Genomic DNA, 20037 nt, shown 5'->3' with positions numbered 1-20037 from the left:
TAAATGCCGGACATGACCCAGCATCAGCGCCTTCTCATCATCGACTTCGGCTCTCAGGTGACGCAGCTGATCGCGCGCCGCCTGCGCGAGCTGAACATCTATTGCGAAATCCACCCCTATCAGAATGTCTCGCCGGCATTCCTGACGGACTTCGCCCCACAGGCCGTCATTTTGTCCGGCGGCCCCGACAGCGTCACGCGAGAGGGCAGCACCCGCGCGCCGGAAAACCTGTGGACCATGGGCGTGCCGGTCTTCGGCATCTGCTATGGTCAGCAGGTGATGATGCAGCAGCTTGGCGGCAACGTCGAGGCGGGCCACCACGCCGAATACGGCCGTGCCTATGTGACGCCTGCGCCCGGCCATAAAAAGGATGGCATCTTCGCCGGGCTGAGCGACCGCGAACAGGTCTGGATGAGCCACGGCGACCGGGTGACCCAGCTTGCGCCGGGTTTCGAAGTTGTCGGCACCTCGCCCAACGCGCCCTATGCCATTACCGCGGACGAAGGACGCGGTTTCTATGCCGTGCAGTTCCATCCCGAAGTGCATCACACGCCGAATGGCAAGCAGATGCTGGAAAACTTCACGCGCATGGCCGGCTTTACCGGCGACTGGACCATGGCGGCTTACAAGGACGAGGCGATCCGCAAGATCCGTGAACAGGTCGGCGACAAAAAGGTGATCTGCGGGCTGTCGGGCGGCGTCGATTCCTCGGTCGCGGCTGTGCTGATCCATGAAGCGATCGGCGACCAGCTGACCTGCGTTTTTGTCGATCACGGACTTCTGCGCCAGAACGAGGCCGAGGAAGTCGTGTCGATGTTCCGCGACAATTACAACATCCCGCTGATCCACGCAGACGAGGCAGACCTGTTCATCGGCGCGCTGGAAGGCGTTTCCGACCCCGAGGTCAAGCGCAAGACCATCGGCAAGCTGTTCATCGACGTATTCCAGAAATACGCCAACGAGATCGAAGGGGCCGAATTCCTCGCGCAGGGCACGCTCTATCCCGACGTGATCGAAAGCGTGTCGTTCAGCGGCGGCCCCTCGGTCACGATCAAAAGCCACCACAATGTCGGCGGATTGCCGGAAAAGATGGGCCTGAAGCTGGTCGAACCCCTGCGCGAGCTGTTCAAGGACGAGGTCCGCGCCTTAGGCCGTGAGCTTGGCCTGCCCGACAAGTTCATCGGCCGCCACCCTTTCCCCGGCCCCGGCCTCGCGATCCGCTGCCCAGGCGAGATCACCCGCGACAAGCTGGACATCCTGCGCAAGGCCGATGCGGTCTTCATCGACCAGATCCGACAGCACGGCCTTTACGACGAGATCTGGCAGGCCTTCGTGGCCATTCTGCCTGTCCGCACCGTCGGCGTCATGGGCGACGGCCGCACCTATGACTATGCCTGCGCCCTGCGGGCCGTGACCTCGGTCGACGGGATGACGGCGGACTATTATCCCTTCAGCCATGATTTCCTTGGCGAAACCGCAACCCGGATCATCAACGAGGTCAAGGGCATTAACCGCGTGACCTATGACATCACGTCGAAGCCACCGGGTACGATTGAGTGGGAATAGCCCTGCATCAGTAGGTCATGCGTCTGGTCGTCGGCGGGAAAGAACGTTTCGACGACTAGTTCCGACAAGGTGATGTCGGTCGCCGTTCCGAACACGGTCGTGGTGCTGATGAACGACATCTCGGCCCCGTCCAGCGTGATCTGCAAGGGCACGGCGATGCCGCCAAGATCGACGCCGCACGTGCCAGCGCTGACGCCGGGCGGAATGGGATATGCGCGCAACTCGGCCTCCAACCGCTCCAGCACGGGATCTCCGCTTGCCTCAATCTGGGCGGATAGGCGATGCAGCAAATGCGCACGCCACTCGCCGAAATTCCGGATGATCGGCGCAATTCCATTGGGATGCAGGGCCGCGCGCAACACGTTGACCGGCGATGCCAGCAGCGACGGATCGGCGGCCTGCATGATCTGCCCTGCCCCTGCATTGGCGAAGATCATGTTCCAGTGACGGTCCACCGCCAGTGCGGGAAACGGCTCGTGCCGGCGCAGGATCGTTTCGACCATCTGACGTGCTGCGCGAAAAGCGGGGTCGTCCGGGTGGCGTTCAGGATAAGCGGGCGCAAAACCTCCTGCGATCAGCAACGTGTTCTGTGCCCGTAGCGGCATCGAAAGGCTTGCGGCAAAGCGGATCAGCATGTCACGGCTGGGACGCGACCGGCCGGATTCGACGAAACTCAGATGCCGCTGCGAAACCCCGGCATCCAGCGACAGCGCCAACTGGCTGAGCCCGCGGCGCCCGCGCCATTCGCGCAATATATCACCGACGAGATTTTCAGGTGTTTCGCTCATTGCCAAAGCCTAGTGGCATCCAAGCGTCGCGCCAATTACCCGAGACGTAATTGGCGTCAATACCTGCCGCTGCGAGGCTATGGGCTCGATTCGTCATTTTGAAAGGTCATGCAATGAAACTGCCCTTCACCCTTCGCCAGCTTATCTGGCTCGACGCTGCCACCTGTCTGGGCTTCGGCACCCTGATCGCGACGCTACCCAGTTTCATCGCCGGGCTGACCAGAATTCCGTCAGGGTTGTTGTTCTGGGCTGGTCTGTTCCTTATTCTGGTAAGCGGTATCTTCGCCCTGCTCGCCTCCCGCCCGCGCATCCCGGCTGCGGGAACACTCGCCGTCGTCGCCGTGAATATCATCTGGGTTCTGGCAAGCCTGATGTTGTTGGCCATGCTTGGCCTGAACGCGATCGGCGTCGCGTTCATCCTTGCGCAGGCCGCGGTCGTCGGTGTGATCGCCTGTGCAGAGCTTGTGGCGCTACGCAGTGCAACCGATCGGCCCGCCGTGGCATCCTGACAAAGTTCCAGCCGCCGACAACTTTGCGGGCTGGGCATTGCTAAATAATCGCCCTAGGCTCTCGCCATGACCGTTCAGGCGTAACCGTCACAGGGGATGCAATGGCACAAATCCGCATCGGTATCGGCGGCTGGAACTTTCCGGAATGGCGCAAGGGGGTGTTTTACCCCAGCGACCTGCCGCAACGGCGCGAACTGGAATATGCCAGCCGCGCGCTGAGCAGCATCGAGATCAACGCCACCTATTACGGCAGCCAGAAGCCCGAAAGCTTCCAGAAATGGCATGACGAAACGCCGGATGATTTCGTCTTTGCCGTCAAGGCCAGTCGATTCGCGACCAATCGCAAGGTGCTTGGAGATGCTGGTGAAAGCGTCCAGCGTTTCCTGACCTCGGGCATCACTCGGCTGGGTCCGAAACTCGGGCCGATCAACTGGCAACTGGCAGAGACGAAGAAATTCGATCCACAGGATTTCGCGGCGTTTCTCGCGCTTTTGCCGGACGAGCAGGACGGCATCGCCCTTCGCCACGCCATCGAGGCCCGCCACGAGAGCTTTGCCGATCCCGAGGCCGCAGACCTGTGCCGGGCGCGCAACATCGCGATCGTTCGCGCCGGCGACAGCAAATTTCCCGAGATCGACGCCGATACCGCCGATTTCGCCTATCTGCGCATCATGGGCACCTCGGATGTCGAGAAGGGTTATCGCGACAAGGATCTTTCGCGTTGGGTCGAGGAAGCGAAGCGCATCGCGTCCGGGCGCGATCTTTTCCTTTACGTGATCTCGGGCGAAAAGAAGCGCAACCCGGACTGCGCCATAGCCCTTGCAGAGGCATTGATATGAGCTGTTCCTGTGGACATGACCACGACGCCAGCGCGCATTTGGGCCGCCCCGACCCTGCGCCCGGCCAGATCGCGCTTTCGGTGAAACTTTTCTGCGCCGATGCCGCCGAGATGCGGATCGCGCTGGAACATCTGCCCGATCACGTGGCGCTCAGCCGCGCCGAGCCGGGCTGCATGTTCTTCGCCGCCGAGCAGAGCGACGACCCGGCAATCTGGCTGATCGAAGAGCTCTATGCCGACGAAGCAGCACTAAACGCACATAAGGCGCGGCTGGCCAGCAGCGAATGGAGCAGGATCAGCGCCGCTTTGAAACGCGAAATCACGCGGATCGACGGTTAACCGACCAGCTTGCAGATCCGCCGCACCGCTGCGCCGTAGCCGTCGATCCCCAGACCTGCGATCACTGCATCGGCACGATGGCTGATGAAGGAATGGTGACGAAACGCCTCTCGCTTGTGGATCTGGCTGATATGGACCTCCATCACCGGCCCTTCGAACGCGTTGAGCGCGTCCAGAAGCGCGATGGAGGTGTGGGACAGCCCGCCAGGGTTGATGACGATCCCGACGGCGTTTTCGCGCGCCTCGTGAACCCAGTCGATCAACTGTCCTTCCCAGTTGGACTGCTGGGCGGCGATTTCAAACCCGTCGGCACAGTTATCGCGCGCGAGAGCTTCAACGTCCGACAATGTCTCGTAGCCGTAATGTTCCGGCTGGCGCTTTCCCAGCAGGTTCAGATTCGGGCCGTTCAGCAGAAGGATGGTTTTCACGGGACTGGCCTTGTTGTCAGAAATCACGTTGATATTTGATGAAGGGCGTCCGCGTGGCAAGCCGGTCGTAAAGCATGCGGCCAGCATAGTTGTCTTCCGCGGTCAGCCAGTAAAGCGATTGTGCGCCGCGCGCCTTCGCCGCAGTTGACACCGCCTCGATCAGGGCGCGCCCGATACCTTTCCCGCGCGCTTCGGGCAGCGTGAACAGATCCTGCAGATAGCAGACACCGCCAGGCCGCCAGAGGTTCGGGTGAAAGACGTAATGTGTCAGTCCGATCAGTCTGCCGCCGTCATCCGCGACAAAACCCTGAAAGTCATTGGCTTCACCCGAGGTCAGGCGCGCGAAGGCCGTATCGAAAAAATCCTGCGGGCGGTCGGGATGGCCATAAAAACGCTGATAGCCGTCCCAAAGCCCCTGCCACTGATCCCTGTCATCGGCCGTGACTGCCCTGACGTCCATGCCTATCTCCCCTGCCGGCGCGCCATGAAGGCCAGCTTTTCGAACAGCGCCACATCCTGTTCATTCTTCAGCAGCGCGCCGTGCAACTTCGGCAGCATCTCACCGGGCGCCTTCTTCAGATCGTCGGGCGCCAGATCCTCGGCCAGTATCAGCTTCAGCCAGTCCAGCAGTTCAGAGGTGGATGGCTTCTTCTTCAGGCCGGGAACGTCGCGAATCTCGAAAAACTGGCTCAACGCTTCTTCCAGAAGGCGGGGCTTCAGGCCGGGATAGTGAACGGCGACGATCTTCGACAGGACCTCGGCGTCGGGGAAGCGGATATAGTGGAAAAAGCAGCGGCGCAGGAACGCGTCGGGAAGCTCTTTCTCGTTGTTAGAGGTAATGATGACCACGGGCCTGTGCGCGGCACGGACAGTCTCGCCGGTCTCATAGACATGGAACTCCATCCGGTCGAGTTCCTGCAGAAGATCATTCGGAAACTCGATATCGGCCTTGTCGATCTCGTCAATCAGCAGCACGACCTTGCCCGGCGCCTCGAATGCCTGCCACAGCTTGCCCTTACGGATGTAGTTGCCGACTTCATGCACACGCGCATCGCCCAGTTGACTGTCGCGCAACCGGCTTACTGCGTCGTATTCGTACAGCCCCTGCTGCGCCCTGGTCGTTGATTTCACGTTCCATTCGATGATCGGCAGGTTTAGCGAGGCGGCGACTTGCCGGGCAAGCTCGGTCTTGCCGGTGCCCGGCTCGCCCTTGACCAGAAGCGGGCGTTCCAGCGTGATCGCCGCGTTGACCGCCATGGCCAGTTCCGCGGGCGCCACATAAGTTTCGGTCGAGGCGAATTGCATCATGCGCTCCTTATCCTGCGCGCCCGGACCCTAGCTTTCCGGATGACCGGCATCAAGCGGCCTTGCGCGCAATGCGGGACAATGGGCTAGTGACATCTGGTTCCGCATCCTTTATGGGGGGCCGCAAGGGCCGGGATACAGGCATCCCGACCTCTCGGAGGACGTATGAAACAGCAGATTTTCCTGCCCGATGATTACCGCCCAGCCGAAGACGAACCGTTCATGAACGATCGCCAGCTGGAATATTTCCGCCGCAAGCTGGAGGCCTGGAAGGCCGAGTTACTGGAACAGTCCGCTGAAACGCTGGAAGGCTTGCAAGACAGCGCCCGCAACGTGCCCGACCTGGCCGACCGCGCATCCGAAGAAACCGACCGCGCGCTGGAGCTTCGCACCCGCGACCGCCAGCGCAAGCTGGTCGGCAAGATCGACTCGGCTCTCAGGCGGATCGGCAATGGAGAGTACGGTTACTGCGAGGTCACCGGCGAGCCGATCAGCCTTAAGCGGCTGGATGCGCGCCCGATCGCGACCATGACAGTCGCCGCACAGGAAAAGCACGAGCGCCGCGAGCGCGTGCATCGCGACGATTGACGGAAGCTGACGGCTTCTGTCAGCAGGCTTGGCCTAACGTGACTGCAAGGATGCGGTCCTGAGAGGATGAGCGATGACCGAACCGGATAACCGCGAGAGCTTGCGTCCGATCCTGATCGTGTTGCCGAATGGTTATGCCGATTGGGAAACCCCGATGATTTCGGCTGCAGGCGCGGATTTTTATGGCGTGCAGGTCCGTCACGCTACGCCGGGCGGCGGGGACGTTGTTTCGATGGCGGGGCTGAGGGTGACTGGTTTGCCCGATATTGCCCCCCGATCGGATGAAATCATCGTGCTGTGTGGCGGCGATATCTGGGCCTCTGACAATCCGCCTGAGGTCGAGGGGATGCTGCGAAAGGCGCGGGATGCCGGTCATGTCATCGCCGGGATCTGCGCGGGCGTCACTGCGCTTGCCCGCGCGGGCCTGCTGGAAGGGACAGACCACACCAGCAACGGGACCGATTTCATGGACAGCGTCGTGCCGGGATATGCGGGTCGTGAACGGCATCGCGATACGCCGCGCGCACTCTCGGATAACGGGATCATCACAGCGCCCGGCACCGCCCCCCGAAGCTTTGCCGAGGAAGTTCTGCGCGCCGCCGGTGTGCCGGAGGATCAGCTGAACCAGATGCGCGCGCTTCTTCAGGCGGAGAATACGGCCTGAGCAATCACCTGAAGAATCGCTCGGTCGCGGTGATCGGCGGCGGCGTGGCGGGACTGTGCGCTGCGGTTGCGCTTTCGCAGCGCGGCGCGCACGTCAGCGTCCATGAACGAGCGCCGGCGCTGACCGACGTTGGTGCGGGATTGCAGCTTTCCCCGAATGCCGGGCGCGTTCTTTCTGAACTGGGCCTTGATGCCGCGCTGGATGCGGTCAGCGTCCGGTCAGCGGGGGTTGTGCTGCATGACCGTGCCGGGCAGCAGGTTGCCTCGCTGCCCCTGGCGGCGCATCGCCCCGGCGCGGCGTTCCGCATGATCCATCGTGCGAGGCTGATCGAGGTGCTGGCTGCTGCCGCCCGCGATGCCGGCGCGACAATTCATCTCGGTCATCAGATCACGGACCCGCCAAAGGCCGATCTTCTGATCGGGGCGGACGGCCTGAACAGCACGTTCCGCCGCAAGCTGAACGGGGCCGAGAAGCTTTTCTTTACCGGCCAGACGGCATGGCGGGCGCTGATCGAGGACAGCATCGACGATCCCTTCGCCCGCGTATTCATGGGTCCGAAACAGCATCTGGTCAGCTATCGGCTGGGATCGGGGTTTCGCAATATTGTGGCCGTGCAGGAGCGTCCCGGCTGGACGGCAGAAGGCTGGTCGCACGAGGATGATCCGCGGAACCTGCGCGCAGCGTTCGCGGGTTTCGGCGGCCCGGTGCCCGACTGGCTTTCAAGGGTGGGGTCGGTTGGTATCTGGGGCCTGTTTCGACATCAGGTCGCGCGGCACTGGCATGATGGGCGACACGTCATCATCGGCGATGCAGCGCACCCGACATTGCCATTCATGGCGCAGGGCGCGGTGATGGCAATCGAAGACGCGTGGATCCTGGCGCAGAGCCTTGACGCGATAGCGGATCAGCCTGCGGCGCTGGCGCGCTTTCAGGCGATCCGAGAGCCGCGCGTCCGGCGTGTGGTCGAAGCCGCGAACGGCAATGCCCGGAACTACCACCTTTCCGGGCCGGCGCGGGTGATCGGTCATCTGGGCCTGCGCACGCTGTCGCGGCTGGCGCCGGGCGCTTTACTTCGTCGGTTCGACTGGCTTTACGACTATGACCCTGTGGCAGAGCGGGTCGCCTAGACCGCGTCCTCGACCGCCTCGACAATGCTGTCCACGACCTCGCGCAGAACAACTTCGTCCTCGGCCTCGGCCATGACACGGATCAGCGGCTCGGTCCCTGATTTGCGGATCAAAACCCGACCGGTGCCGTTAAGGCGCGTCTCTCCTGCCGTGATCGCCTGCTGGACGGCACCGACGGCAAGCGGATCGGCCCCGGCGGCATAACGCACATTCTTCAGCAGTTGCGGCACCGGTTCGAACTGATGAACAAGCTCTGACGCGCTTTGACCGGTTTCCGACATTGCGGCAAGGAATTGCAGCCCGGCGATCAGGCCGTCCCCCGTGGTGGCATAGTCAGTCATCACAAGATGCCCCGACTGCTCGCCGCCCAGATTGAAGCCGCCCTCGCGCATGCGTTCTACAACGTAGCGATCGCCGACCTTTGTGCGTTCCAGCCGCAGGCCGCGATCCGTCATGAAACGCTCCAGCCCCAGATTGGACATCACGGTCGCGACAAGCGCGCCACCTGCCAGACGCCCCTGTTCCGCCCACCGTCCGGCCAGCAGCGCCATCAGCTGATCGCCATCGGCAACGCGCCCCTTCTCGTCGATCAGGATCACGCGATCGGCGTCACCGTCAAGGCAGATGCCAAGGTCAGCGCGATTGTCCAGCACCGCCTGCGCCGCAGCACCCGGATGGGTCGAGCCGACGCCGTCATTGATATTGCGGCCGTCAGGATCAACACCGATGCGCACGACATCGGCGCCAAGTTCGTACAGCACGTCTGGCGCGGCGCGATATGCCGCCCCATTGGCACAGTCGATAACCACCTTCATTCCGTCCAGCCGTTGCCCGGCGGGAAAGGTCGTTTTCGCATATTCGACATAGCGCCCGCGCCCGTCGTCGATCCGGCGCGCCCGCCCGATATTTGCAGGCTCTGCCGGGCGGATCTGACCTGCGACGATCCGCTCAATCTCGGCCTCGGCGTCATCGGACAGCTTGAATCCGTCGGGACCGAAGAACTTGATCCCGTTATCATCGGCGGGGTTGTGACTGGCCGAGATCATGATCCCCAGATCGGCACGCATCGAGCGCGTCAGATAGCCGACCGCCGGTGTGGGCACAGGCCCGAGCAGAAGCACGTTCATCCCAGTGCTGGTCAGGCCAGCGGTAAGCGCATTTTCCAGCATATAGCCCGACAGCCGCGTATCCTTGCCGATCACCACGCGATGCCCGTTGCGACCGTCCCGGCGGAAATAGCGACCGGCCGCCGCGCCAAGGCGCAGCGCCATTTCAGCGGTCATCGGGTCCGTGTTGGCCCGGCCCCGAACCCCGTCCGTCCCGAACAGCTTGCGCGTCATGTATTTGTCCCTTCGGTCACTCGCCCCCACAACGCCAATCCCTGCGCGGCGGTTGCCACATCATGTACCCGGTGCATCTGCACCCCCTGCCCGACTGCCGCCAGCGTCAGCGCCAACGTGCCGGGTCCGCGTTCCAACGGATCTTTCACACCCGCAATCTCGCCGATGAACCGCTTTCGCGACAGCCCCAGCAGGATCGGACAACCGAGCGTATGGAACAAGCTGATCCTGCGCAAAATCGCGAGATTATGCGCGGTCGTCTTGCCAAAGCCGATGCCCGGATCAATCAGGATCGCGTCGCGCCTTATCCCTGCCGCTTCTGCCCGTGCGATGCGAAATTCCAGCGCGTCGTAAACATCCAGCAGCACATCGTCATATTCGGGATTGTCCTGCATCGTCTCAGGAACGCCCTGCGCGTGCATCAGGCATACAGGAAGCCCGCTTTCTGCTACAACGCCGGCGAGTTCCGCGTCGAAATCGAACCCCGAAACATCGTTGACCAGCCCCGCGCCAGCCTTGATCGCGGCACGCGCGACGGCCGACTTGCGTGTATCGACGGACATGATGGCTTTGCCCGCAAGCGCTTCGATCACCGGCACCACGCGCGCGACTTCCTCGGATTCCGAAACCTCCGCAGCGCCGGGCCGGGTGGATTCGCCGCCGATATCGAGGATATGCGCGCCGTCCAAGTGCAGCCGTTCGGCCTGCGCGACGCCCTCGTAAAGCCCTCCGTCCGAGAAGCTGTCGGGCGTGACATTCACGATGCCCATAAGCGACGGTCGCGCCATGTCGATGCCTGCTATCGCCGCGCGCGGACCGGTCAGGGCTGCGATGATAGGGTCGGGCGCATCTTCCGCAGGAACAATCTTGGGTGCCCGACCACGTTCCAGCCGTTCCAGCCGCGAGAATTGCAGCCAGCCCCCTGCCAGCGGCATTTCGCCGCCCTCCTCGGGGATCGCGCGCCAATAGGGGCCGCTCATCCGGTGATCCGATGAAGAGGGATACCGCTGTCGGTCGCGGGCATTTCGGCACCGCGCGGAAGCGCGAGGTCGAGCCGCTGCGCGCCAATCCGTTCGGCCAGCCAGACGGCAAGCGCGATCGGCGTGGCTTCAAGCCCCGCGACATCCGCGCACATCCTCGCAGGGGCCCAGACGATGGGGCGCGCCTCTTTCACCGCCCAGTCGAGTTCCGTGCGGCTGTCCGCGATATCAAGGCCAAGACGCCCGCCAAGCGCCCACGCCGCCTGATCCAGTGCCAAAAGCGCCATGCGCCGTTCGTTCCCACCAGCAGGCACTGGCAGTCCGGGCGCATCAGGGACCAGAATGACCGCGCCTTCCGGGCGTGCAATCTCTGCCCCGTGAAACAGAACCACCGGCGACAGGACTGCGCCCCCGGCGTCAACGCGACCGCGCCGGCGCACAAGCGTCACACCCAGTGCGCCCGGCACGCGGTCAAGTTTTTCGACCGTGACGCTGATGCGGGCCGCGCGCGGATGCGAAAGCACCTCGGCAGCGATCCTTTCCGCAAGCGTTTCCAGCAGGTTGAAGCGCTGATCGGCAAGTCCGGCAGCCACGGCCTCTGTCAGCACGTCGTAGGATAGAATGCGGTCCACGTCGTCGCCCGCCCCGACGACCGGCGCTGCCAGATCGACATTCAGATTGAACCGCAGGCGCTGTCGCTGACCGCGCTCGGACTGGAACGCGCCAATCTCGGCATCGACGAGATAATCGCGCAGATGAATTCGGTCTGGTTCGTCCATGCCACCAAATCCCAAGAAAAAGGCCCCGCCGCAAGGGGCGAGGCCAGTCCAGCAGGAAGAGATTGCAGATCACGCCGTCTGAAACGAAGGCGCGACCCGCGAACGCGTCAATTCGCGGCGACGCGACGACCCTGACGATAGAAGATGTGGCTGCCGATCTTCGTCGTCCGGGTGAAGCGCTTCGACCAAGACGGACGAACTTGCGTCGTATGGAAGTAAGTCGCACCATTGGTCAGTTCGCGAGGTGCCCCTGCAAGCGCGTCCGCGGCGATCTGACGGGCGCGCGAGGCGGCGGCGGCATTCGACATGCGCCGACCCTTGTTATAGGTGAACTGACCGCGCTGGTGGACGACGCCGCAGACCGAATTCGGGAACGCGCGGCTGTCGACGCGGTTCAGGATGACTTCTGCCACGGCGCGCTGACCGCTGCGCCCTTCGCCGCGTGCCTCGAAGTAAAGCGCCTCGGTCAGGCAAGCGAGCGAGTCCGCGCCGCCATAGCGAACCTTGGTGACGGTCTCGGGGCCTTTAACCGGGTCGGCGCTCGCCGTAAGTGGCAGTGCGAGCGATGCGGCCACAACGAGGGCGGCCAGTTTACGGGTCAGCGTAAGCATAAAGCAGTATTCCTGTCTCATGGATCGCCGGACCGAGCAGAGGCCGACGTGGGTCGAGAGGGAAACTACACAAAGCCTTTCAGCCGTCGCCACGCGCGAGACTGTGAGGTTCCGCTTTTCATCGAATTAACCATTTTTCCGGCGAGTTCCCGCCGAAGCTGTTCGCGCGATTTGGCGGGAACTCGCCAATTCGCGCTTGCAGCATCTGGCTTTGCAGCGCAGCAAGCCCCCCGAATCAGGGGTTTTTCTCGCGCCGGCTTCGAATCGATTCCTGCGCTGCAGCAAGCCGAGCAACCGGAACCCGAAACGGAGAGCAGGAGATATAGTCCAGACCTGCGCGCTGGCAAAAGGCGATGGATTGCGGGTTCCCGCCATGTTCGCCGCAGACCGCGATGGTGATTTCAGGCTGCGCCTCGCGGGCGCGCTGCGTGCCGATCAGCAACAGCTCTCCGACGCCGTCCTCGTCAAGGATATGAAACGGGTCTTCGGCATAAACGCCTTGCTGGACATAGCTGTTCATGAACCGGCCCGCATCGTCGCGCGACAGGCCATAGGTCATCTGTGTCAGGTCGTTGGTGCCGAAGGACAGGAAGGCGGAATGACGCGCGATGTCACCAGCGCGAAGCGCAGCGCGCGGTGTCTCGACCATGACGCCGAGACGATAGGTGAAGTCGCGCCCGGTTTCGTTGCGCAGCGCGGCGGCAACCGCGTCGACGCGGGTCTTGACGATTTCGACCTCACGCCGGGCACTGACCAGCGGGATCATGATCTCTGGCACGACCCCCTCTCCCGCATTTGCGGTCGCAATCGCGGCCTCGAAAATAGCGCGTGCCTGCATGTCGTAAATTTCAGGCACGGTAATGCCAAGCCGAACGCCCCGCATGCCGAGCATCGGATTGAATTCTGACAGGGCCTCGATCCGGCGGGTCACATCGGACAAAGGCAGGTCCAGCGATTCGGCAAGTTCGCGCATTCCTTCGCGGTCCTGCGGCAGGAATTCGTGCAAAGGCGGATCGAACAGCCGGATCGTGACCGGCATACCGGCCATGATGTCAAAAAGCTCGGTAAAGTCCTGCCGCTGAATCGGCAGCAAACGCTCCAGCGCGACGCGGCGATCTTCGGGACTGTTGGCGAAGATCATCTCTCGCATGATCGGCAGGCGCATCTCGTCAAAGAACATGTGCTCGGTCCGGCACAGTCCGATCCCCTGCGCCTTGAACATGCGGGCAGTGCGCGCATCCTCGGGCGTGTCGGCATTCGCGCGCACACCCATATCGCGAGATTCGTCGGCCCAGTCGAGCAACTGGTTAAAGCTGTCATCCAGTGCCGGCTCCAGCAATTGTGCAGATCCCGCCAGCACTTCGCCCGATGTGCCGTCTATCGTGATCTCCTCGCCCTCGCGAAAGCTGCGGCCGCCGCTGCGCAACTCTCGGGCGCGTGGATCAATGCTGATGCCGTGCGCGCCGACAATACAGGGCAAGCCGAGGCCGCGCGCGATCACGGCGGCATGGCTGGTCATGCCGCCGCGTTCCGTCAGAACACCGACTGCCGCATGCATGCCGCGAATATCCTCTGGCACGGTTTCGCGACGCACCAGAATACACGGCTCGCCCCGTGCGGCCGAGGCTTGCGCCGCGGTGGCCGTAAAGACGATTTTGCCCGTTGCCGCGCCCGGGCTTGCATCAATGCCGCGCGCGATGATGTCGCGGGGCGCGCGCGGGTCGATCTGGTAATGCATCAGTTCAGACAGGGCGCGCGGCTCGACCCGCATCACGGCGTCCTCGGGTGGGATGATGCCGTCGCGGGCTAGCGAAACTGCGATATTCACGGCGGCACGTGACGAGCGCTGAGTCCTGACCGCATCCAGGATCGAAAGCTCGCCATCCGACATCACGAATTCGATCTGCATCTCGTCACGCAGCCTGACCCGCGCGGCCTCGCAAAAACGAACCAGATCCGCGAAGGCGTCGGGCGCGAGGTCTTCCAGCGATGGCCCACGCTCGTCGCGTGTCAGATACAGCGTTTCCGCCCCCTGCCCGCGCGAACGACCCTGCATCTGTCCCTTGAAGCGCCCCATCAGGATCGGCGCGCCGGTGACACTGTCGATCATCTGCACCGTGCCCGAACCCGTGATCCCCGGACCGATCGCCAGCGCCATCTGCTGGACGACAAGCCCCAGCGGCGCATCTTCGGGCGCACCCTTCGCCTGACGCAGCAGCCGCGCGGTCGGCGCGTCCCAGGAGCGGGCCATGGACCGCAGAACCTCGGTCAGCTGCCGCACCGGGTCCTGCGGGAAATCCTCGTCCATCTCGTTGCGATAGGTTTCGAGCGCACGCGCAAGCGTCCCCTCGCTGCCATCGGCGAACATGTCGGGGTCGAGCCGTGCGACATTCACCGCATATGACTGAACGAAGCCAAGATAGATCGCGTCTGCCGCATCCTGCCCGCGTGTCTTTGCAAGCTGTCGGTGCCGCTCGTCGTTGATACCAACGTTGAGGACCGTGCCCGGCCCGCCCCATTCGGGCATCACCGCCGAGGGACGAATACTGACAAGCCCATTACCGTTCGAAAACAGCGCATCAAGCGTTCCCTGCGGCAACATCGCGCCCTGCGCCATCGACCGGACTGCCGCGGCCGAGATCGCGTGCGAACGCGGCACCGGCAGATCCATCCTGATAAGACGTTGCAGACATTTCGCCCGCCAGCCATGAATGGCGGTCGAGATCCCGGCAGAGGGCGTAATATCAACGATGTCTTTCGGATCTATCATGCGCGTCATAATGTGGCGGATTAAGGCATGGCGCCGGATTTGCTGCAAGTGCGAGATGTCGATTATCGGCCCGCAGCAAGCGAAAACGTTGCGCCATATCGAATGATGGAGACTGCAATGAGATTGACCGAACTGGCACATGGCGGCGGCTGCGGATGCAAACTCGGCCCGGCTGTCCTTAGCGAACTGCTCGCCGACCAGCCGATGGGGCAGATGTTTCCGCAACTTCTGGTCGGCAATGCCGAATCAGACGATGCCGCCGTCTGGCAGATCGACGAGAATACCTGTCTGATCGCCACGACCGATTTTTTCATGCCGATGGTGGATGACCCGCGCGATTTCGGGCGCATTGCCGCCACGAATGCGATCTCCGACATTTACGCGATGGGTGGCCGGCCGGTCATGGCGCTTGCGATCCTTGGAATGCCGATCAACAAGATGCCACCCGATGTTATTCGCGACATTCTGTCAGGCGGTGCCGATATCTGCGCCGAGGCAGGCATCCCCATTGCCGGCGGACACTCGATCGATTCGCCAGAGCCGATCTATGGGCTGGCGGTGATCGGGCTGTGTGCGCCAGGGGACGTTCGCCGCAATGGCGGCGCGCAGGCGACAGACAAGCTGATCCTGACCAAGCCTGTCGGTGTCGGTATCTATTCGAACGCGATCAAGAAAGGCACGGCGACGGCGGATGACATCGCCGAGATGGTTACGAGCTGCACCACGCTGAACCGGATCGGACAGGATTTGTCGGCGCTGCCCGAAGTGCATGCCCTGACCGATGTAACAGGCTTCGGCATCCTCGGGCACGGGATGGAAATGGCGAGAGGCGCGGGTTGCGCGCTGCATATCAACCGCAACGCTATCCCTCTGCTCGCCCGCGCGGCAGAGCTTGCGGCATCGGGTCACGGCACAGGCGCCAGCCAGCGCAACTGGGACGCGGTCGGCGGCCGTGTCACGCTGCCTGACGACATCACCGACGCAGAGCGGATGATCCTGACCGATCCGCAGACCTCCGGCGGTCTGCTGGTTGCGGTCGCAGCCGAAGCGGCGGATCAGGTTCTGGCACAGATACGTGAGCGCCATCCCAAAGCGGCGATTATCGGCGAAGTCACCGAAGGCGAAGGGATCGAGATACGCTGACAGCGCGACGTGGTTGGGAAACGAAAAAGGCGGCACGCAGGGTGCCGCCTTCCGCGTGGTGATGACTTCGCTGGCTCTTATGCGCCGGGGGTCGGGCAGCGGTAGTAGCGCAGGTTCACGCCGTTTTCTTCCATCTGCATCGTGCCCGGCGACAGGCGCAGAAGCACAAGGCGGGTGAAGGCCTGACCTTCGCCACCGCAGGAAAGCTGCGTCTCGGCAGCGTCACCCTTGATGGTCGTGCTGACAGCATTGCACTGCGCCTCGTAGAAGCTGAACCTGGTGCCTTCGACAGTCAGGGCGCCCTCGCTGGCCGCCTGACCGCACTCGCTCGAACGCAGGTTATAGCTGCCATTCAGGCTATTGGCCGGGGCAACGGCGCCAGACGCGGCTTCCGGTGCCGCGGGTGCCATTGTCTCATCCGCGAGGACATCGGCTTCGGCTTTCGTGATCGGGTCTTCCTCGACGGTGCAGCCGGCAAGGGCAAAGGCGACGGCACCAATGGCCGTAAACATTGTAATCCGGTTCATCTGTGACCTCTCTATTGGTTGGTTCCGTAGGCGTCAGATCAACCCACGGCCTGATAACAAAGGTTTGATCCCCGGTTTTTGTTCCCGAAATTCTATCCACAAGTCATCCGCTGGTGCCGAATCGCCACGCGACAGGATCGACGCCTCCAGACGGCGCGCCGTTTCGGGGTCAAATATATCGCCCGCCTCGCGGAATGCCTCGAACGCATCGGCATCCATCACCTCGGACCAGAGGTAGGAATAGTAGCCCGCCGAATAGCCGTCACCGGAAAACACATGACCGAAATGCGGCGTGGCATGGCGCATCGGGATTGCAGTCGGCGCATCAAGTTCGGCAAGGATTTCTGCCTGACGCGCCATCGGATCGGCAGGCGGTTCGCCGCGATGAAAGCCCAGATCGACAAGCGCGCTTTGCAGATATTCCAGCGTCGAGAAGCCCTGATCTGCATTCCCGGCAGCGATGATCCGGTCGCGCAGATCGGCGGGAAGCGCGGCACCAGTTTCAGCGTGGCGCGCATGCTGGTCCAGAACCTCGGGCTGTTCCAGCCAGTGCTCATAAAGCTGGCTTGGGAGTTCCACGAAATCGCGCGCGACAGATGTGCCAGAAATCGACGGCCAGTGGACGTCCGACAGGATATGATGAAGCGCATGGCCGAATTCATGGAAAAGCGTCCCTGCATCGTCCCATGACAGAAAGGCAGGCGCGCCGGGCTTCGCAGGCGGGGTGAAATTGCAGACATTGACCACGATCGCGCGCTGCCCGTCGCCGATCTTGTGCTGATAGCGCAGCGCGCCGCACCACGCCCCCGACCGCTTAGAAGGTCGCGCGAAGTCATCCGCGATGAAGATCGCCATCTCTTGCCCGTCGCGCATTACCCGCCATGCACGGGCATCCGGCGACCAGAGCGGCGCGTCGAAAGGCTCGAATTCCAGCCGGAACAGGCGGTTCGCAACATCGAACACGGCTTCGCGCATGGCATCGAGCGTCAGGTAGGGCTTGACCTCGGCCTCATCCAGATCGTGTTCGGCACGGCGCTTGCGCTCGGCATAGTAGCGCCAGTCCCAGGGGGCCAGTTCGGCATTCACGCCATCCTGCTGAAGCATCCGGGCCAGTTCCGCCCCGTCGCTGTCGGCCCTTTTCTTTGCCGCGTTCCAGACCTCGGTCAGCAGTTCCTCGACCCGCTCGGCAGTCCCGGCCATCTCGGGTTCCAGCTTGTATGCGGCGAAATCCTCGTATCCCAGAAGCTGCGCGCGTTCGTGGCGCAGGGCGAGTATCTCGGCGACGATCGCATTATTATCCGTCGCAGCGCCGCCCGCGCCTTCGCCCGAACCGCGCGCGACCCATGCCCTCCACGCGGCCTCGCGCAGATCGCGATCATCGGAATATTGCAGAAACGGAACGATGAGAGAGCGGCTGAGCGTGACGATCTGCCCGTCCCGGCCGCGCTCTGCCGCTGCGGCGCGCATCGCCGTCAGCAGCCAGTCAGGCAGGCCCGAAAGACGATCATCGGGCACCTGCATGACCAAATCACGCTCATCGGCAAGCACATTCTGCCCGAACTGGGTCTGAAGCACCGCAAGACGCTGGCGAATCGCGGCCATGCGCGCGCGTGCATCGCCGTCCAGTCCCGCACCCGCACGGCGAAAGCTGCGCAGCGCAAGCTCTGTCACGCGGCGATCCTGCGGCGGCAGCGCGTCTGCGCCTTCAAACACGGCGGCGACGCGGTCGTAAAGCCTCCTGTCCATGCTGACCTTGCTGCCATGCGCGGCAAGTATCGGGGCGAATTCGCGGCTCAGCGCCTCGCGCCGCTCATTCGAGTCGACGCCCGTGAGGGTATAGAACACCGCGCAAAGATTGTTCAGCGGTTGCTCCGCGGTTTCCAGCGCGGCAACTGTATTTTGGAAGCTAGGAGGTTCGGGGTTTGCCGCGATTGCCTCGATCGCGGCATCGGCATCGGCAAGGGCCCTGTCCATGGCCGGCGCGAAATCTTCATCCCTTATCAGGTCGAAACGCGGCAATCCGTGGATGCCGCTCCAATCGGTCAGTTCGCGGTAAGCGTCGTTGGTCATGGCATGTCTCCTTTTGCGGGAAACCTATGCCTCGGCGTCGTTCTGTTCCACCCCTGAACAGACCGGGCAATCCTTTCGGCGGTGCAGGGTAATCGTGCGGTTTTCTCCGTAAAGACCGTCAAAGATCAGCATTCGCCCAAGCAGCGACGCGCCCGCGCCGGTGATCTGCTTGATCGCCTCCAGTGCCATCATCGAGCCTATGACCCCCGGCAGCGGACCGGCGACGCCGGCCTCGGCGCAGGAAAGCGCCAGACCTTCCGACGGGGCTTCTGGAAAGATACAGGCAAAACAGGGCCCGCCCGCCGACGGGTCGTAAAGCGTCAGTTGACCTTCCCATTGCGAGATCGCGCCTGAAATCAGCGGCACCCCGGCTTTCGCGCAAATCGTGCCGATCTCCGCGCGCGTCGCGAATCTGTCGGTGCCGTCCAGCACGAGATCGAATTCGCCGATCAGCGCCTCATCATTCTTGTCCAGGGCGCGGCGCATCGCCTGAATATGAACCAAAGGGTTCAGGGCGCGCAATGCCTCGGCAGCGGCCAGCCCCTTGGGCCGACCCGCATCAGAGCTGCGATAGATGATTTGCCGTTGCAGGTTGGAAACACTGACCTCATCCGGATCGGCGATGGTGATGCGCCCCACGCCCGCCGCCGCGAGGTAGAGAGCTGCCGGCGCACCAAGCCCGCCTGCCCCGACGATCAGCACGGACGAGTCGCGCAGCCTGGCCTGACCCGGCCCCCCGATCTCGCGCAGGACGATGTGGCGGGCATAGCGGTCCAACGCCTCGGACTGGGCCTCGCCCCACCCCGTTCTGCGGGCATCGCTTGTGGCCGTGTCTACGCGCGCCGCCTTGTCGGACAGCGCCGCCAGACCGGGACTGTCCGCCTGCCCCCATCGGCGCACGGCCGCTGCGCGCGCACGACGGATCAGCGCGGCATAGCCAAGCAGCAGCCCCAGCACCGCACCGCCTGCGAACCACGCCTGCGGGTCGATCCCGATGGCCGCGCGAAACTCTGCTGCGGGGGCGGCCAGCATCAGGACCAGCACGACGATCCACACCAGCACGATCGCGACCAGCACCCGCAGGATGCCCCAGCCCATCCACCATGCGAGGGCGAGAAAGCTCAGCACCGCAAGGGGGATCAGCGCCATCGCTCAGCCCCGCCCGGTGGACCCGAAGCCGCCTTCGCCGCGCGCCGTCTGGTCGATCGAGGCCGTTTGCGTGAATTTCGCCTGAACCACGGGCGCGACGATGATCTGCGCGATGCGGTCGCCGTGCCGAATGACCAGAGGCCGATCCGACAGGTTGACCGCAATCACGCCGACCGGGCCGCGATAATCGCAATCAATGGTGCCGACACCATTCGCCATGGCAAGCCCATCGCGCAGTGCCGCACCAGAGCGGGCGCGGACCTGAACCTCGAAACCCGGCGGGATCTGCATTTTCAGCCCGGTCGGGATAAGCCGCCGTTCCAGCGGCGCAAGCGTGACCTCGTCCCCGCGCAGGTCTGCGCGAAGGTCGGCACCCGCTGCACCCGCCGTCTCATAGGCAGGCAAGGGCAGCAGAGGATCGGCACCCTCGTCTTTGAGGATCAGAATTTCGGGCTGCATGACATGACCTTCCGGCAAAGCAAAAGGCCGCCCGAGGGCGGCCCCATTGGATATCGC

21 protein-coding genes are annotated in these 20037 nt (G+C 63.3%); 8 read left to right on the top strand and 13 right to left on the bottom strand.

Annotated features, from left to right (window positions below):
• Window positions 1-12 precede the first annotated feature (12 nt).
• The gene (gene guaA / locus FQV27_RS11725; RefSeq protein ID WP_147098653.1) at window positions 13-1566 is read left to right on the top strand and encodes a glutamine-hydrolyzing GMP synthase; all 1554 of its coding nucleotides are present in this window, start codon (window positions 13-15) and stop codon (window positions 1564-1566) included.
• Here guaA and FQV27_RS11720 read toward each other — a convergent pair.
• On the bottom strand, window positions 1521-2354 hold the full coding sequence (locus tag FQV27_RS11720; RefSeq protein ID WP_147098651.1) for a helix-turn-helix domain-containing protein: 834 nt from the start codon (window positions 2352-2354) through the stop codon (window positions 1521-1523). The genes guaA and FQV27_RS11720 overlap by 46 nt on opposite strands.
• A 113-nt stretch (window positions 2355-2467) precedes the next feature.
• Between FQV27_RS11720 and FQV27_RS11715 the strand changes: the two genes are divergently transcribed.
• The 3 genes from FQV27_RS11715 (at window position 2468) to FQV27_RS11705 (ending at window position 4040) form a co-directional block, all read left to right on the top strand.
• The gene (locus tag FQV27_RS11715) at window positions 2468-2863 is read left to right on the top strand and encodes a hypothetical protein (RefSeq protein WP_147098649.1); all 396 of its coding nucleotides are present in this window, start codon (window positions 2468-2470) and stop codon (window positions 2861-2863) included.
• A 101-nt stretch (window positions 2864-2964) separates the two neighbouring features.
• Complete coding sequence (locus FQV27_RS11710; protein ID WP_147098647.1) at window positions 2965-3702, top strand: DUF72 domain-containing protein; 738 nt, start codon at window positions 2965-2967, stop codon at window positions 3700-3702.
• On the top strand, window positions 3699-4040 hold the full coding sequence (locus FQV27_RS11705) for a putative quinol monooxygenase (RefSeq protein ID WP_147098645.1): 342 nt from the start codon (window positions 3699-3701) through the stop codon (window positions 4038-4040). Before FQV27_RS11710 ends, FQV27_RS11705 begins: the two co-directional genes overlap by 4 nt.
• On the opposite strand, the gene FQV27_RS11700 is transcribed toward FQV27_RS11705, so the two are convergent.
• Genes FQV27_RS11700 through FQV27_RS11690 form a run of 3 tightly spaced genes read right to left on the bottom strand, consistent with a single transcriptional unit; the run spans window position 4037 to window position 5773 of the window.
• On the bottom strand, window positions 4037-4468 hold the full coding sequence (locus FQV27_RS11700; RefSeq protein WP_147098643.1) for a type II 3-dehydroquinate dehydratase: 432 nt from the start codon (window positions 4466-4468) through the stop codon (window positions 4037-4039). The genes FQV27_RS11705 and FQV27_RS11700 overlap by 4 nt on opposite strands.
• Before the next feature lie 16 nt (window positions 4469-4484).
• A complete protein-coding gene (locus FQV27_RS11695; protein WP_147098641.1) occupies window positions 4485-4928 on the bottom strand; it encodes a GNAT family N-acetyltransferase in 444 nt (147 codons plus the stop codon).
• A gap of 2 nt (window positions 4929-4930) precedes the next feature.
• Window positions 4931-5773 (bottom strand): AAA family ATPase, encoded by an 843-nt coding sequence (locus FQV27_RS11690; RefSeq protein ID WP_147098638.1) that lies wholly within the window; start codon window positions 5771-5773, stop codon window positions 4931-4933.
• Between the two features lie 165 nt (window positions 5774-5938).
• On the opposite strand from FQV27_RS11690, the gene dksA reads away from it, so the two are divergent.
• The 3 genes from dksA to FQV27_RS11675 all read left to right on the top strand — a co-directional run bounded on the left by dksA (window position 5939) and on the right by FQV27_RS11675 (window position 8152).
• Entirely contained in the window at window positions 5939-6361 is a 423-nt protein-coding gene (gene dksA / locus FQV27_RS11685; RefSeq protein WP_147098636.1) for an RNA polymerase-binding protein DksA, read from the top strand.
• A 73-nt stretch (window positions 6362-6434) separates the two neighbouring features.
• Window positions 6435-7025: a DJ-1/PfpI family protein gene (locus tag FQV27_RS11680; protein WP_147098634.1), complete on the top strand. Its 591-nt coding sequence runs from the start codon at window positions 6435-6437 to the stop codon at window positions 7023-7025.
• A complete protein-coding gene (locus FQV27_RS11675) occupies window positions 7022-8152 on the top strand; it encodes an FAD-dependent monooxygenase (RefSeq protein ID WP_377768805.1) in 1131 nt (376 codons plus the stop codon). Before FQV27_RS11680 ends, FQV27_RS11675 begins: the two co-directional genes overlap by 4 nt.
• On the opposite strand, the gene glmM is transcribed toward FQV27_RS11675, so the two are convergent.
• From glmM to FQV27_RS11650, 5 genes are all read right to left on the bottom strand, one after another.
• Window positions 8149-9492 carry a phosphoglucosamine mutase gene (gene glmM, locus FQV27_RS11670; RefSeq protein WP_147098631.1) on the bottom strand — a complete coding sequence of 448 codons (1344 nt, stop codon included), beginning with the start codon at window positions 9490-9492 and terminating at the stop codon, window positions 8149-8151. The genes FQV27_RS11675 and glmM overlap by 4 nt on opposite strands.
• Window positions 9489-10472, bottom strand: coding sequence for a dihydropteroate synthase (folP, locus tag FQV27_RS11665; RefSeq protein ID WP_147098629.1), 984 nt, complete (start codon window positions 10470-10472; stop codon window positions 9489-9491). Before folP ends, glmM begins: the two co-directional genes overlap by 4 nt.
• A complete protein-coding gene (locus tag FQV27_RS11660) occupies window positions 10469-11251 on the bottom strand; it encodes a dihydroneopterin aldolase (protein ID WP_147098627.1) in 783 nt (260 codons plus the stop codon). Before FQV27_RS11660 ends, folP begins: the two co-directional genes overlap by 4 nt.
• Before the next feature lie 107 nt (window positions 11252-11358).
• A complete protein-coding gene (locus tag FQV27_RS11655; protein ID WP_246133085.1) occupies window positions 11359-11862 on the bottom strand; it encodes a cell wall hydrolase in 504 nt (167 codons plus the stop codon).
• Between the two features lie 235 nt (window positions 11863-12097).
• Window positions 12098-14641, bottom strand: coding sequence for a putative PEP-binding protein (locus FQV27_RS11650; protein ID WP_147098623.1), 2544 nt, complete (start codon window positions 14639-14641; stop codon window positions 12098-12100).
• 96 nt (window positions 14642-14737) lie between these two features.
• Here FQV27_RS11650 and selD point away from each other — a divergent pair, with 96 nt between their 5' ends.
• Window positions 14738-15775 carry a selenide, water dikinase SelD gene (gene selD / locus FQV27_RS11645; protein ID WP_222611697.1) on the top strand — a complete coding sequence of 346 codons (1038 nt, stop codon included), beginning with the start codon at window positions 14738-14740 and terminating at the stop codon, window positions 15773-15775.
• Window positions 15776-15852: 77 nt separating this feature from the next.
• On the opposite strand, the gene FQV27_RS11640 is transcribed toward selD, so the two are convergent.
• From FQV27_RS11640 to dut, 4 genes are read right to left on the bottom strand one after another with little or no spacing between them, the layout of a single operon-like run.
• The gene (locus FQV27_RS11640; protein ID WP_147098621.1) at window positions 15853-16302 is read right to left on the bottom strand and encodes a hypothetical protein; all 450 of its coding nucleotides are present in this window, start codon (window positions 16300-16302) and stop codon (window positions 15853-15855) included.
• A 33-nt stretch (window positions 16303-16335) separates the two neighbouring features.
• Complete coding sequence (locus FQV27_RS11635; protein WP_147098619.1) at window positions 16336-18372, bottom strand: M3 family metallopeptidase; 2037 nt, start codon at window positions 18370-18372, stop codon at window positions 16336-16338.
• A gap of 24 nt (window positions 18373-18396) precedes the next feature.
• Window positions 18397-19521: a HesA/MoeB/ThiF family protein gene (locus FQV27_RS11630; protein ID WP_186827288.1), complete on the bottom strand. Its 1125-nt coding sequence runs from the start codon at window positions 19519-19521 to the stop codon at window positions 18397-18399.
• Between the two features lie 3 nt (window positions 19522-19524).
• Window positions 19525-19980, bottom strand: a complete 456-nt coding sequence (gene dut, locus FQV27_RS11625) for a dUTP diphosphatase (RefSeq protein WP_147098616.1) — start codon at window positions 19978-19980, stop codon at window positions 19525-19527.
• Window positions 19981-20037 lie beyond the last annotated feature (57 nt).

Origin of the sequence: Paracoccus aurantiacus, from assembly GCF_007993065.1 — a bacterium.
Taxonomy (GTDB): Bacteria; Pseudomonadota; Alphaproteobacteria; order Rhodobacterales; family Rhodobacteraceae; genus Paracoccus; species Paracoccus aurantiacus.
The sequence above is the reverse complement of the archived record's forward strand: the minus strand, read 5'-3'. Positions and strand labels throughout refer to the sequence as shown.